The following is a 14,535-nucleotide window of genomic DNA, read 5'->3' on the forward strand; positions in this document are numbered from 1 at the left end:
AAAAATTAGTTTGCAAGTAAATACAGTACAGCAAAGCGTGCATTTTCTTTTATATTGCATCCTGCTTCAGGAACGCGAAAATTCATAACTACCGATTCACCCTCTTCACCACTTGTAAGAATGGTGGTATTAGCGATAATTCCGGCCTGTTGTGCGTGAGTATGAGGAGACAGAAAAGCAATACTATCTTCAAACCCTTTAATTTCTTCATTCATCGTCGCCTGATAGATTCCTTTGCGCAGATGCCACCAGCCGTAGTCATCTTCTTTATTTTTTTTCTGTGGTTCCAAATTACGGCGTTCAGCAGGTTGAAATTCACTACCACCAAAATCCAGAGAACCTGCTTCAGTCAGTCTATGAATTTCAGCTACTGTCAGATCAAAACGATTATCATGCAGTTGTGTATCTTGATGAATTATCGATCCAATGTGATTTATAAGCTCATCTGATTTAAGTAAAATCATAAGGCACTTCTTTAGACTTTTTTTGTGATAATCTCTATAGTTGATGATAACAAAGTAACTCCGCCAATAGAATGTGGGATTAAATTAACTAAATTAGGATCCTTTTTATAGCGCAATACTCTTTAGATCTTCAAGAGATTGTGGAGGCAAGTACATGCGTTTATAATTGCGCTTCCACCAGTTTCCGGTCTGCTTATATTCTTCATGACTGGTGAACTCATAATGAAATAGTCGTGCTCGTATCTGTTTGGGAGCACTGTCTTTAAAAGGATTATCTTTCAATAGTTTTACGGTTGCCTCATCACCATCAAGCAGTTTTAATATTAAACGTAACAGCCATGGATTTGAACGGATGGAAGACATGGCGGCAAACCATATTTGCCAATCGAGTCGAAGGTGATAGGGGGCAATTTGCGGTGGTACACGTTTGCAATTGCTGGGCTTGCCCTTAAATTCATAAGTTTTCCATTCGGTTTCGGGAGTAATAATTTCATCAGTCGTTCCTTCAATAATAATTTCGTAACGTTTTCTGGTTACGCTGCCGAAAGCCCCGTAGGTATTAACCAGGTGCAGGGGATTAAAGCTAGCGTTCATACGTTGATTAGGAGAAATCATATTTTTAATTGGATCAATGCTCATATAAGCAACGACTAATCCCAGTACGATTATAACAATATTAAACATCACCGGCGATGAGAGGCTGGAAGGTATACTCATGGGGATGATATACTGCATATACGCGTCGCTGATACCGCTAAAAGCGAGAATAAGTGTCATCCAGTTAAGCCAGGCGTAGTTACCGCTTATAACGAGATATGCCTGTGAGAGAATAATTAATGCGGCTCCGACAGTGGCAAGAGGCTGTGGCAAAAACAGTAGCCAAACGGCACCGAGTTGCACAATATGATTGAATAATGTCTCTATTTTATGAAAGCGTTCTGGCAACAGATGAAAATAGCGGCTTAATGGGTTGGGCATGGGTTGTGTTTCATGATGATAGTTGAGGCATGTCAAATCCCGCCAGCATTTATCACCCCGCATTTTTATGAGTCCGGCACCGAATTCTACCCGGAAAACGAGCCAGCGGAGAATAAAAATCATCAACAGAGGAGTATGATAATGCATGGGTCCCAGGAAGATAGCATAGAAGCCGGCCTCGAGCAGTAGCGATTCCCATCCAAAGCCATAAAAAAGCTGCCCCACATTTACGATTGAGAGGTATAAAATCCACAAAAGAAGCCAAACGCATACAGAGAACCATAGCGGACCTGTGTCAGAGAGGCCTACAGCTGCAACTACTGAAAGAATTAGTCCAACCCATGCTATTACACCAAAGAAGCGATCGGAGTAATGCCAGTGGAAAATACTCGGAGCTCTTTTGAATGTAATGCGGTTCAAAAAACGGGGGACAGGCAATAGCCCTTTTTCACCTACCAGCGGTCGAAATTGGTTCAACGCCACAAGAAAAGCAAGCAGATACATTATGCCTAGTCCGCGTTGAATTACAAAACGACTTAACCAATACTCTCCTTGGTAAAGACCTTCAAACATGAAGTTAGAATTGCTTAGTCTTTATGAGAAAATAGGAAAGAAGCTATGATGAAAAAAGCTGACTCTTTCGTGAATACGTTCGGTGATTTATTATAGGATTCACTTTGCCAACCAATTTGCATATAGTTCGGGTCTGCGATCTTTGAGGAATAGTTTTTTAGCATGTGAATTTTGAACCTCGGACAGATCTATATTACAGTAGAGTATTTCCTCGACCTGTTTGCCGGCCTGAGCAATTATTTCTCCCGATGGATTACACACAAATGATTCTCCCGCAAAAGTAAGTTTAGCTTCTTTACCTATCCGATTGCACAAAGCAGTGAAATATCCATTTTGAAAAGCAGCGGTTCGAAGCTCGGATTCGTATAATCCTTCCGGCCATTCCCCAACGGCTCCGGCCTGCGGCACAAAAACAATTTCAGCCCCATTTAATGCCATTGTACGCATATATTCCGGGTAGTGGCGGTCATAACAGATGGCCACACCAATTTTTCCAAAAGGCGTTTCATAAACAGGAGCTCCATGGTTACCGGGGGTATAATATTTTTTCTCATGAAAACATGCATAGTCGGTAATGTGGACCATTCGTGTTATCCCTGAAATAGATCCATCAACATTTATAACCGGAGAGCTGTCATACGTTTTACCATCATCAAGTTCAAAGAGATTCAGGACAAAAACTATTTCAAACTCTTCAGCTAGTTCCGAAAATGCCTCTGTAATAGTACCGGGAATAGGCTCCGCATGCTTTTCGGGATTAGAAGGATGATCGTATTGCGGATAAAAAGGTTCGAAGGCAAGTTCAGGAAAACAGATTATCCTGGCACCGGCGTTGGCAGCCTCACGAGCGTTCTGCAGTCCACGTTCCAAATTTTGGTTCTTATCTTCTGTACATCTTTGCTGAATCAGTGCTATTTTCATCAGTTTCGATTCTTGATCTTAGGATTATTTTATGTTTAGGCCGGAATCTTATGATAATATTGATAGCTACTGAATTCCAGAGGCTTTTCAAAACCCAGTTTTATCTGTTCGCCACCGTTTGAGTATTGAACTAGTCACTATAACTAGTCATGAGTTCAGAAGAGAGTGACGCCGAGAGGATTTGTTTCGTTATTGTACCTCTGGAGCGTGAAGGAAGTTGTAACACGGATGTTTTGCCCATTTTATTGTTGTTTTCCACAGAGAAAACGAGAGTAATCACAGAGTTGCAAAGAGGATGTTTAACCCTTGGCGAAATCTATCATGCTACATTTTCTTCATTTACAAGCTCCCCGTTGCAGCTGTTTACTTAAGCAACACGTCTCTTCCCAGCAATAATCAATACCAAAATAAAAAAGGCTGTTCATTTAGATGAACAGCCTTTAAATGAAAAGATTTACTTTTAATTAATAAGAATTACTGCGCGTGTAGCTGGTGCAGTTTCCGTTTTCTTTCCCATCTTTTTTGCATTCTTCCTTGTCTTCAAATCCGCCGTCGGAGTATGCTTCAATATCACCATTTTTGGCTGTTCTTCGCCATCTCCATTCACCTTTGGCATCTTGATAGATTTCACATCGTGGCATAAAGCAAACCTGCTAATTTTTTGCTGTTACAATTAGAATTATTAAACGTAATGGAATTCATCACATTGTACTAATTACGAAAATTATAACTTTTTTATAAGAAATGATACTACAAGTCGAGATAAACCATAGCCTAGTTGGGGCTATCATTTATCTGCATATGATAAGCATGCTCAGAAGAAAAAATAATTTCAAAACCATTAACATGACTGACAATCGAAAGCATAAAAAAGAGAATACCGGCAATAATTAGCAGAATATTGCCGCATTGAAATACCCAAAATAGAATTCGTGAAGATTGAAAAAACTGGCGGTTTTGCCAACGCTTGTTGTTGTTTAAAAAAGATTTGATGCCAAAAAATATGATGAGTAGTGAACCCGAGCCGATCCAAAACATAAAAGAAACTATTTTTTGTATTCTTATATGTAGTTACGGCTCAAGGGTTCCCAAAGAATTGTTTTGGCAGATTCCTTGCTCCTGAGCTAGGGGAGAAGTTTAAAATCGTAGTCGACGTTGTCTTTTATCTCTAAATTGGGCAGGTCAATAGGCACATCATTTTCTTCGGCTTCTTTTTTAAGAGCAGTGTAAAATGTTCTTGAAACAAGGAGCCGTTGGTATTCTTGTCCTTCTTCATAGATATAATCGGTGATCGCATCGCGCAGGCGGTCCATTCTTTTCATAAGCAGACAATCTAAAGTTTACCTTTTCCAACTAAAGCGGAATATATCTAAAATTTATGCTTTAGTTAAAAGATATAGAAAGCTTGCTAATGGCAACAAGAATAATCCTCTAATTTCAATATTCTTTCGAAAATAAATAGATATGCTATACTGCTTTTTTCTCGAGCTTTTGCTGGGTCAAATAGGATGCGATCCAGATGAGCATCCAGCCGGCTCCGGCGTACCACCACCCAAAGGATAACAAAGCAACAGTATTTATGGCATAAAGCATATGAGAAAACCATTCGGGCGCTTCGGTTTTGGTCTTGTTCATCAGCATGCTATCGCTGATTAGGACAGAAAATTTAATTAAAAGCAATAGACCCGTGTATCCCCAAACCAAACCGCTAAGCCAAGAGTTAGAAGTAAGAACGGCAGCAATTATTGCAACGGTTACAATCAGATCAACGATCACATTTTTAAGCCAGCCCATGCATATATCTTTGTTTGAATTTCAGCCTAAATTAAAGGATTGTGAGGCTTTTAATCCAAACTAATTCGCTGGAATTGCTTCCGATATCCGATCGTGAAAGTGATGTTTCCAATGTCCAGTCTGATGCCTTGGCATCTACAAGATATCCCTCAAGTTCGACGATATGTCCTTCTCTGAGGAAATTGATTTGTTCCTTGATTTCATCGGTTGATCCAATAAGATGCATATTCGCTGCATTTTGCCACATCTTTTCTTGTTGGATGGGAGGTTTAGCCATTTCCCAGTAGAAGGAACGGTCTGACTGTCGAACCATTAAAGAATTCAAATTGCGTTCATCCGACATAGGGCCCCAGCCGAAGACGATGTCCGTAGAAGTCAAATCTGAATATTTATCGAAGTAGTATTTCTCAATGGAAAGCACACGGGCTTCCAGGTTGATTTCAGCTTTAGGAGTTAATTCTATCTCTTTGTAGTCAAATTCATCGCCATTATAGATAGCTTGTTGTTACGGTGTATCGGGGGCTACAATACCGGGCCCATGTTCCACCGGTTTAGTTTCCCAATAGTAGTATAAACTGCCCATTAATAACAACCCAAAAAGTAGATGCTTAATCATAATATGGCTCCATTTATTATTTGTCTGTAGATCCTTCCTTTATAAACAAGATAGCTGCAGACAGGAAATGTTACAATTTTCTAATATTTGTAATTTTTCCAGGTTGTTTTTAAAACTGCAGCGATATTCCCACCTGCCAGTTTCTGCCTGGAGCCGGTTCGTAAAAGGTTCCGCCCGAAGCATTTACAACGATCGACCCGTTATAGCGGGTATCCAATAGATTATTCACGTTTAGAAAGGGGTATAAACTTACCGAGCCATTATTAAATGATTTTTCGTAGCCGAGTTTGAAATCAATAATGCTATATTGATCATTTTGTGCTGAATTTAGATTGTTAGTGGGATAGCTATTGACATATTCGTAAGAAACGGTTCCCGAAAAGTTGCCGGGAGTCCAGTCCAACTGGCTGCGCATACGAAACTTTGGGATGCCGGGTACTTCATTACCGGCAAGAGGAACTTCCTCATCGTCAACTGTAATAGTGGCTTCTATAAATTCAGCCTCGGTAATATTTCCAGTTGCTGCAATTTTCCAGTCATGATTTACTTGCCATGAAATTGTTCCTTCAATTCCGGTATGTTGCGTTTCTCCCTGGTTGCGATAAAAGGTTGGTCCATTAGGATCAAGTTGATACGGAAATAGCAAATCCTGAATCCATAGTTGATAAGCTGTAATATCATAATAAATAGCTTGTGCGGATATATTACCGCGGATGCCCCCTTCCAGCCCAACGGTCTGTTCCGGCTTTAAATCGGGATTAAAACCATTGCCGCCGCCAGGACGATTGACAAGCTCAGTTGTCGTTGGTGCTTCAAATGAGGTACTTAGGTTAGCAAAAATTGTCTGTTCAGAAGGTTGATAATTTAAGCCAATGCTTGGGCTAATTGATTGAAATGTGCGGTTGCCGGAACGAGATTCAACCGGTGCATCTGTTTCAAATGTTAAACGATCGTATCGGAGGCTGCCCAGCATATTAAAATTCCCGATATCAAGCGTTGCATTGGCAAATACTGCCTGATTCCATACGCGCTCAACTTGATCGACATCTATTTCTCCGCGCTCTCCACCACCAACGTGATCATATTCGACACGATCATCGTTTTGTAATTTGGATTCAATTCCGGCCTGTAACTCAATATTTTCCCATTGGTTATCCAGAGTGGCACGTAATCCTCCTACACCACGATCAACTGTAATGATACCAAAGGGGAGGGGATTGTTGAGATCCCGATAGATACCATAGCTTGTAATATCGAGCAATCCCAGTCCTCTTTCGTGAATAAAAGATAAACCGCCCTGTACCTGCGTAATCTGTTTGCCAGCCTCGGCATCAACAAAAAATGATGAAGCTTTGGTGGGACTTTCTTTGGCTTCTTCTTTTGATAATCCGCTGGGGTGCTGGGCTTTGGGCATATAGATAGAAGCAGCCTGATACTTTATTCTACTCCGGTCAGAAATGGAAACAGAACCTGTTATACCAGATCGAAGAACTTCCGCAGCGCTGTAATCCCGAAAACCGTCCGTGGTATGATAGCTGGTATAGCCGCTCATGCGGTGTGAAGAATTGGAAAAAGAAAATTCTCCTTCGGCTTTTCTTGTGCCATAAGAGCCTGCCATCGTACGAAATCTGAAAGAAGGTGATTCCTCATACCTGGGTTCAGTAGACAGATATAAAACTCCACCGCTGCTGTTACCCCAATAGCTGGCGGCCGGATCACGGACAAGTTCTGCCTGCCGGACGAAGGCCGGTTCGACAATATTGAGCATAGTCTGTCCGTCAGCTACTGTCAGAGGGATATCATTTAACACTACCTGAACACCTCGCACACCAAAAGCTGCACGCCAGCCTATGCCTCGAATGGTAAGTCGTTCACCAAGGGCGTGGTTTTGTCGGTCATTTACCCAAATACCCGGCATATTTTGACTGATACTTTGCAGGGAAAGTGAGGCATCTTGGTTAACTGTGTTTAGGTCTCTTGAAAATGTGGTTAAAGACAGAGGAGCATCTGCTGCACTGACTGAGGAATGAATAGCTGTGATTTCTATCGTATCAAGTGTTACTTGAAGGCTGTCGTTCTTTTCCTGGGCTAATGCCGTTGATGTTATAGCAAACAACATCCCGGTGAAATAAATGCAAAAAATACGTAAGGTAGAGGAAAGCATAACTAGTAATCATTTAAAAGACTTAATCAGACTCCAATTTAAAATAGAAGGATTTATTTAATCTTATAAAGCTGAAGATTTAATATCCTGTAAAAACTATGTTATTGGAACCTTTCAACAAGTGAAGTTTATCGCTATTATAGTATCGAATTAAATTTGTTGTAAATTTAACCGCGTAAACAGTAATGGAATGTAACTTCAAAAATCAGAATGACGTACTAGGTTGTCTATGAAAGAACTATTTCGGAAATACTTTGAAGTTACAGCATTCACCACTGGACTTTTGCTTTTGGCGATGATGGATCCTGAAGCAGCTGATGGCCCAAGCTTATGCTTGTTTGATTTTGTAGGAATTTCATTTTGCCCCGGTGACGGATTGGGTCATTCTGTTTCTTATGTGTTTCGAGGTCAATTTAATAATGCTTTGGAGTCAAACATATTAGGTCCTTTGGCTATAATTATTTTAGGGGGAAGAATAATCCAATTGCTTTTAAAAAATTACAATTCACAATAAAAAATAGGTGCGTTATGGCACGAATGATAGACCATTTACCAGAATTGGAGGGTGACGAGGCGGCATACATTTCAAAAGTGATGGAATCTATGGATGAGGAACAGGCAGACCGTTTTGCCCGGGTTTACAGGGCAAGACGCAAAGAACCGCAGATTATTTTATTAACAGCCATCGTGGGTTTCTTTGGGGTAGCCGGTATACATCGTTTTATAATCGGACAAATAGGAATGGGGATACTGTATTTGCTTACGGCGGGGCTTTGCTTCATCGGTACTATTGTGGATCTGATCAACTACAAAAATTTGGCTTTTGAATATAATCGCGATATAGCCCGCGACGCTTTAACGTTAATCGAATGATAAACTTTGGGTCTGTTTATCATAATCCGAAGATACGATTAACGTTAAAGCCAAAGCGGAAGTCACCGGTCCAGAATTGATTCTGGTTATCGGCCATCACAAACTGTTCAAGATGCCATTCGGTTGATGTAAAAAAAAGCTGGAATACATGTCCACCGGTTTCGATATTTAATCCCATTGAAAACGCATTGTTGGTATCGGTCGGACGCTCACCCAGTACAGGATAATACTCTGCAGTCAGTGCAAATCGCCTGGATAAATGAATTTCCGTGCCAAGTCCGATGGCGAATACCTCGTCTCCATCAATGTATGAGACATTATTAAATTTGCCATACATCGGCGACACCTGAAAGCTTATTGCATCACTGAATTTCCTTGAGGCGATAAGTGAAACAAAAGTATTGAGATCATCCTCAAAGGGTTGGCCGTTTTCTTGGGTAATTACCCCGAGATCTCCTTTTAAGGATACGTTTAGCGGCACAGAACCGGATGTATTCTGTTGCAATAAGGCTACTTTTGTTCGTATATCATACACATTGGTTAGAGATGATCGTCCTATACCCATCGACCAGCGATCGGTAATGCCGTAATCTAGTCCTAGACGCACATTTTGCACATTGTCAATTCCAAAGAATGTTTGCAGCGAACGCTCTGTGGCAATACCAAAACTGTGCATAATAGTAACATTTAAATTGCGGGCAGCCAGATTTTCGGTTGTTGCCTGAGTGATCAGCGTTGGCGTCCAAAATACCTCTGAAATAGCTTCATCTGTTTCTACACGTTCCCGCTGCATCTGACCAAACAGGGCAGAGGTTCCCAGAAAAATTATTAGAATAGTTATAACTGTTGTTTTAAAATAATTCTTCATGACTGTTCATCTATTGGTTTTAAAAGAGCATCGATTCTGATATCAATTTCTTCGCTTACACGATAAAACAGAATACCAGGAGGCTCAATATCATAGTCTGTAATATTAAGAGTCCAGGCCGCTTTTAGCTGCAACCCTTCCTCTGTTTTATCGAGCGTACCATCAATAGAGACTTCTCTTGTGTTCCCGTGGACGGTAAACTCTCCCTCTACAGTAACTTCTTGTGTTCCGTTTTTATCTGGATTAAAGGGGGTTTTGAGCTTTCCGAAAAATTCGGCAAATGGATACTCCTCGGCATTCAGTGTTTCCAGCATATCCTTGTCACGTTTGCTGATTCCTGTCTCCAGAGTGTTGACATCCAGGTAAAAGTCGACGGTAGAATCAGCCAGGTTTATTTTACCCACAAGGTGGTCTGATTTGCCCGTAAAGGTGTGGAGAGGCACCGATGAATCGAATTCAGCGTGGCCGCTTTTGGTCATGTACGCCTGTCCATAAAGATGATACGGAGATGCTGTAAACACAAGCAGCAGAAGTGTTACGACCGATAAAGATTGAGCGTTTCTCATAACTATCATGCGATATATCTTATATCAGCTTAATTATTTTCTGCACCGTCATTAATCCATTCTTTAATGAGGTTTATCTCGTCATCTGACAGGTAAGGTCCGCCTTGGGGCATCCGTACTCCAAATTCCGGATTATCAGATTCAATCTTGTCCACCAGAGGACTGCCGTCAGCATCATTAGCCTGTACCACCAGTTCGCCATATTGAGCACCCTCACTATTCATTACATTATCGTAATTGTTGAGCTGAACACCACTTTCTGGACTACTGATATGGCAATTAGTGTCTCCACAGCTTCCATTGAAAATTTCTTGCACATTGGTAAAAGTAGGTTCTGGAGGTTCTTCGTTACCATTACCGCCGTTTTCACCATTATCGTTACCACCATTGGTACCGGTACTGTTATCACCACAAGAGCCAAGAACTAGTGCTAGTGAGCATATTGCCACCAGTAGTAAGCTTTTGGTTGTTCTAATTTTTTGTATCCAGGATTGTCGCTTGTTGTCAGAAGTAATCATAATTGGCCTCCAAAAAATAGGTTAACAGGTTCATTAGCTGATGGATATTTTATTCAATATCCCGGATCGTTATCAGGATTCTCTTCGGAGTCGTGACCCGGGGCTGCCTCCATATCATTTTGCACGACTGGCCAAACACCCGGTTCAGGAACACTCACACCTTTCGTATCTCCACGTTCATTATCACTATCGAAATAATAGAGTGGCCATCCTTTATAGGTAAGTTGCTGTCGGTCGCCGTGAGCAGTGAATTGACCGATATGAGCTCGCTCTATATTACTTGGTAATGATTCTATATCAGTATGAAATACCGGCCAGTTATCGCTACATCCACTAGTGCAATTGTTAGTGTTTGTAGAATCATTGATAAAAATATAGAGGGTCCTTCCTTCAGCATCGGTTATGTAATTTGTTTGTCCTTCGCCTGTACTGTAGTTCCCTTCATCATCAACTATATAGTTTTCGCCATCAGCGCCAACAAGCTGTCCTGTTGCATTCATTAAAGAATAGTCTGGTTTAGCAACAAACCATTCATTAAGAGCTCCATCACCAGCCACATCACCGGATTCTTGGTCGCCGGAAAAATAATAAAGAGGCCAACCTTTATATGTCGTCTGTGTTCCGGCATCAGGATGATTAATAGTTCCGAAATCATCAGGATTGAGGTTTTCATCCGGATCCAAATCGGCTACGTGGAAAGCGGGCCAACTATCAATACATTCGCCCTCACAATTGCTTTCCCCGGCGACATCCTGCGAGTAATAATAGAGCACATTGCCGTCACGATCAGCCAGTATGTCGCCGTGTGTCTCATGGGAGATTACTTGAATATTGAACTCTGAGGGGTCAGAGTCAGTACTGTTGTCGCCACAGCCCAGCACCAGAAGGCTGATGATACTTATTGCTGTCATCATCTTTAGTGTGGAATTAGAGGGACTGATAAAACTACCTATATCATGCTGAACCCTCTCCTGAACTTGATTCAGGATCTCTTTCAGCATCTCGGACCGATTGCTCTTCAGGAACTTTAAGTACGACCTTTGCAACAGATCCTGAAATAAATCCAGGGTGACACTCAGGTTTTGCCAAGTCCTCTGAATATTCTTTCTAGCATTCATAAAGACCTCATTTTTATTCAACTTTCTAGTTTTTCTGACCCCGAGAACTGTCCCCGTTTTACCATTTATAGTTGATTGAAAAGAAACTGCCCATCGAATAAAGATCGACATTCCCCCAGCCCACTTCTTTAATTGGTACTTTTAAAAATGGCTCCGCCCGAAAACTGATATTTTGATTTAAATCCAGTTCATAACCGAGTGAAAGAGTTCCGTTGCTCACCCAATGACGTGTGCCAGTCTGTTCTTGCCATCGTCGTGTGATCACTGATTGATTATCTTCATATGTAAATTTGTAATCCTCATTAAGCATGATGTAGGATGAGAGGCCTGCTGAAGCGAAAACTCGAGAACCGTGAAAATGCAGGAAATCGTACTTTAAGCTGACAGGTATATCAATTAGCAGACAGACGCCTTTCATTTCACCGGGGGCCGCCCCGTATGGCAAGTAGTTTTCAGGTAATCTGTACTCATTCCCACTGCCCTCATAACGTACTTTTGTGTATTGGGCACCGGTCGTTAGAGCCAGGTTTTCTGTGATATCATATTCAACTGATAAGCCAATTTTGTGCCCCGGTCTGGCAAAGTCCGATAAGTTACTGACCGTGCTGATATCAGGTCCCAGTTGCAGCCCCACTGAAAAACGAGACATTCTCTGTTGTGTGTTTATGGTTTCAGCTTGACCGGTAGATCCCAGTTTGGGATTTTGGTCTTGCGATGGTCGATCCGTGCCTATTGCTATCTGTTTTTTACTTACAGGCCTGATGGCCGCCAAGGTGGGGGTGGGGGAGCGACCATCAAAGCCCGGAGACGCCTTGGCTATTGAGCCAGTCAAGAAGTCTCCATTAAAATCAGCACTTGTAATCCGTTGAACATCATCATTGATGTCTGATTTACTTTCGTTATCCGGGGAGCGATTATCAGCGACAGGAGTCGATTCTGTTGTAGAAGCAGAGGGAGTTCCCCTGCTATCCTGTTCACCGCTTATTTCTGCTTCATTCGTACTGCTTTGATCACTTTCCGAATCTTCGGTAACAATATCATCAGGAATCACATCCACAAAAGTGTCGGGCAGATCCGTAACATTTTCGCTGTTGCTGAGTTGATCACTAAGTTCATTAATTTTTAACTGCTGTTGATAGGTGAAAAAAGCAAGCACAGCAAAAAGTATAGCAACAGCAGCTGCAGCCATCTGCCATCGGCGTCGATTTGCTAGCTGTTGGTCTGCCTTATCAAGACGATTTTCCAGTTTCAGCCAATCTTCTTCTCGATATTCGATGTTGTATTCGTTGGCCTTTTTGCGGAAAAACCGCTCAATAGGATCGTTATCGTAATTTTTGTTACTCATATTAAGTATCTATATAAAATTCTTTTCCACAATTGATTGCAGGTTTTTCTTGGCTTTATGCAGGTTAGATTTTGAGGTACCGACACTGATATCGAGCATATCAGCAATTTCCTTGTGTTTGAATCCTTCTATTACATAGAGATTAAAAACGGTTCTGTAAGCAGGACTTAGCTGCTGAACCATGTCAATAATTTCCTCATAGGATATGCCGCTTAAAATTTCCTCTTCTGTACTAACCTCATTTTCAGCTGTTGCTATATCGATTAGTTGCTGATCTTTATGATGCTTGTGGTAGTGGTTGATAGCGGTATTTACTATGATCTGTCGCAGCCATGGTTTAAAGGGACGAGATGAGTTATACTGATCGATATTTGTAAATACTTTCATAAAAGCGTCATTCAGGATTTCTGCAGCCTTTCCTCGCGAATCCGCATACCGCAGAGTGATGCTCATGCCATAGGCATAGAACATCTTGTACAGCTTTTTCTGGCTTTCTCGATGCCGCTTTCGGCATCCTTTTATGATCTCTTCTATCAAAGCCCTGTAACTTAATCCTGTGAAAGTTGTCCTGTTTTCCCTTTTCTATATTACCGATACAAGAATTTAGAGCAAAGGGTTGCCTCTTAATATTATATTATCTGCATCGGTTACTGTAACTTCTTTTTTTGTGGACCGTATTTTTTATATGCTATTCCTTTTCAGGATAGTATCTTAGCGATAAAACTTAACAAGAATAGTACGTATTGGTTAGATATCTCTCGATACTGTTAATTTTAGGATTTTCTGTTCAGACAGCTTCAGCTGTAACAGCGTATACTGCTGATTCTACGGAAGTGAAACAGTCCGCTGTTGGACACTCAGATCCATATATGACGAAAGAGTTTAACTTGAGCAATTCCGGCATGTTAAAAGTGTTCACTACCGCCGGTAATATAGATGTGATTCCCTCTTCTTCAGCCCAAAAAGTAAAAGTGGAGCTTTTTATCGACCGCGGGTTTGCTTTTTGGTCAAATGCCAATAACCTCGACAACTTTCGCATAACAATGATGCAGCGAGATAATGAAATCGTAGCGTCAGTGGAGCGAAAGAAAAGGGATACAGGTTTTTTCAGTGATAGGATGCATTTCTCGTTTCGCGTTTATGTACCGGAGTCGATGTCCACTGAGCTCAATACCCGGAGAGGAGATATCAAACTCGAAAATGTGCATGGTGAACAGGTCGTAAAAACAGGAGAGGGTAATATATCTCTGCGTAATATAACTGGGCAGCTCAAAGCCTATAGTTCGGGTGGCGATATAGATATTTCAAATAGCCAGGGAACTATTTTTGTACAGACAGAGGGAGGGAATATTACGCTGGATCGCAGTAGTGGCGAGATTCGGCTAAGAACCGGTGCAGGTGATATTGTTACTGAACGCGTTTCCGGAACGATGTTGGCTCGGGTAGGAAGTGGCGATATAAGGGCTGATTTCATGCGTGTTGGAGAGGGTATTAATCTGGAAGCATCGACTGGAGATATCCGACTTTCGGTGCCCGATCACACTGGATATGAACTATTGCTAAAAGCCACGGAGGTTAGTTTTACAGATCTTGATAAGGTGCAGGGCAGTATAGATTCGGGAAGGATCAAAGGCATATATAAAGATTCAGGACCGCCTATCAACTTGCAGACAAACACGGGAACTATCAGCCTCAAAATAAAATAATCGAGCAGATTTGAGAGCATCATCCTCACAT

At 41.4% G+C, this 14,535-nt stretch carries 18 protein-coding genes; 3 read left to right on the plus strand and 15 right to left on the minus strand.

From position 1 onward, the window contains the following. Window positions 1-5: 5 nt before the first annotated feature. The 9 genes from ACT3ID_RS11385 to ACT3ID_RS11425 all read right to left on the minus strand — a co-directional run bounded on the left by ACT3ID_RS11385 (window position 6) and on the right by ACT3ID_RS11425 (window position 7,510). A complete protein-coding gene (locus ACT3ID_RS11385; protein ID WP_491542157.1) occupies window positions 6-464 on the minus strand; it encodes a dCTP deaminase/dUTPase family protein in 459 nt (152 codons plus the stop codon). Between the two features lie 105 nt (window positions 465-569). Continuing rightward, on the minus strand, window positions 570-2,015 hold the full coding sequence (locus ACT3ID_RS11390) for a lipase maturation factor family protein (RefSeq protein WP_491542158.1): 1,446 nt from the start codon (window positions 2,013-2,015) through the stop codon (window positions 570-572). A gap of 99 nt (window positions 2,016-2,114) precedes the next feature. Beyond that, a complete protein-coding gene (locus tag ACT3ID_RS11395; RefSeq protein WP_491542159.1) occupies window positions 2,115-2,936 on the minus strand; it encodes a nitrilase-related carbon-nitrogen hydrolase in 822 nt (273 codons plus the stop codon). A 464-nt stretch (window positions 2,937-3,400) separates the two neighbouring features. Beyond that, window positions 3,401-3,577: a YegP family protein gene (locus ACT3ID_RS11400; protein ID WP_491542160.1), complete on the minus strand. Its 177-nt coding sequence runs from the start codon at window positions 3,575-3,577 to the stop codon at window positions 3,401-3,403. A 133-nt stretch (window positions 3,578-3,710) separates the two neighbouring features. Continuing rightward, a complete protein-coding gene (locus tag ACT3ID_RS11405) occupies window positions 3,711-3,974 on the minus strand; it encodes a hypothetical protein (RefSeq protein WP_491542161.1) in 264 nt (87 codons plus the stop codon). 86 nt (window positions 3,975-4,060) lie between these two features. After that, complete coding sequence (locus ACT3ID_RS11410) at window positions 4,061-4,258, minus strand: hypothetical protein (protein WP_491542162.1); 198 nt, start codon at window positions 4,256-4,258, stop codon at window positions 4,061-4,063. A gap of 145 nt (window positions 4,259-4,403) precedes the next feature. Next, window positions 4,404-4,730 carry a hypothetical protein gene (locus tag ACT3ID_RS11415; RefSeq protein WP_491542163.1) on the minus strand — a complete coding sequence of 109 codons (327 nt, stop codon included), beginning with the start codon at window positions 4,728-4,730 and terminating at the stop codon, window positions 4,404-4,406. A 31-nt stretch (window positions 4,731-4,761) separates the two neighbouring features. After that, window positions 4,762-5,151 carry a hypothetical protein gene (locus tag ACT3ID_RS11420; protein WP_491542164.1) on the minus strand — a complete coding sequence of 130 codons (390 nt, stop codon included), beginning with the start codon at window positions 5,149-5,151 and terminating at the stop codon, window positions 4,762-4,764. Between the two features lie 304 nt (window positions 5,152-5,455). Further along, a complete protein-coding gene (locus tag ACT3ID_RS11425) occupies window positions 5,456-7,510 on the minus strand; it encodes a TonB-dependent receptor family protein (protein ID WP_491542165.1) in 2,055 nt (684 codons plus the stop codon). Between the two features lie 229 nt (window positions 7,511-7,739). On the opposite strand from ACT3ID_RS11425, the gene ACT3ID_RS11430 reads away from it, so the two are divergent. Next, on the plus strand, window positions 7,740-8,024 hold the full coding sequence (locus ACT3ID_RS11430) for a DUF2752 domain-containing protein (RefSeq protein WP_491542166.1): 285 nt from the start codon (window positions 7,740-7,742) through the stop codon (window positions 8,022-8,024). A 14-nt stretch (window positions 8,025-8,038) separates the two neighbouring features. Next, entirely contained in the window at window positions 8,039-8,383 is a 345-nt protein-coding gene (locus tag ACT3ID_RS11435) for a TM2 domain-containing protein (protein ID WP_491542167.1), read from the plus strand. A gap of 19 nt (window positions 8,384-8,402) precedes the next feature. On the opposite strand, the gene ACT3ID_RS11440 is transcribed toward ACT3ID_RS11435, so the two are convergent. Genes ACT3ID_RS11440 through ACT3ID_RS11465 form a run of 6 tightly spaced genes read right to left on the minus strand, consistent with a single transcriptional unit; the run spans window position 8,403 to window position 13,335 of the window. Continuing rightward, entirely contained in the window at window positions 8,403-9,251 is an 849-nt protein-coding gene (locus tag ACT3ID_RS11440) for a DUF5777 family beta-barrel protein (RefSeq protein WP_491542168.1), read from the minus strand. Next, complete coding sequence (locus ACT3ID_RS11445; protein WP_491542169.1) at window positions 9,248-9,817, minus strand: YceI family protein; 570 nt, start codon at window positions 9,815-9,817, stop codon at window positions 9,248-9,250. The genes ACT3ID_RS11440 and ACT3ID_RS11445 overlap by 4 nt, the downstream gene beginning before the upstream one ends. Window positions 9,818-9,846: 29 nt before the next feature. Continuing rightward, on the minus strand, window positions 9,847-10,335 hold the full coding sequence (locus ACT3ID_RS11450; protein WP_491542170.1) for a hypothetical protein: 489 nt from the start codon (window positions 10,333-10,335) through the stop codon (window positions 9,847-9,849). A gap of 53 nt (window positions 10,336-10,388) precedes the next feature. Beyond that, window positions 10,389-11,453 carry a hypothetical protein gene (locus ACT3ID_RS11455; RefSeq protein ID WP_491542171.1) on the minus strand — a complete coding sequence of 355 codons (1,065 nt, stop codon included), beginning with the start codon at window positions 11,451-11,453 and terminating at the stop codon, window positions 10,389-10,391. Between the two features lie 58 nt (window positions 11,454-11,511). Beyond that, entirely contained in the window at window positions 11,512-12,798 is a 1,287-nt protein-coding gene (locus ACT3ID_RS11460; RefSeq protein WP_491542172.1) for a porin family protein, read from the minus strand. Between the two features lie 9 nt (window positions 12,799-12,807). Beyond that, window positions 12,808-13,335, minus strand: coding sequence for an RNA polymerase sigma factor (locus tag ACT3ID_RS11465; protein WP_491542173.1), 528 nt, complete (start codon window positions 13,333-13,335; stop codon window positions 12,808-12,810). Window positions 13,336-13,541: 206 nt separating this feature from the next. Here ACT3ID_RS11465 and ACT3ID_RS11470 point away from each other — a divergent pair, with 206 nt between their 5' ends. Next, a complete protein-coding gene (locus ACT3ID_RS11470; protein ID WP_491542174.1) occupies window positions 13,542-14,504 on the plus strand; it encodes a DUF4097 family beta strand repeat-containing protein in 963 nt (320 codons plus the stop codon). Window positions 14,505-14,535: the final 31 nt, after the last annotated feature.

It is taken from the genome of Fodinibius sp. GM108, assembly GCF_058386985.1.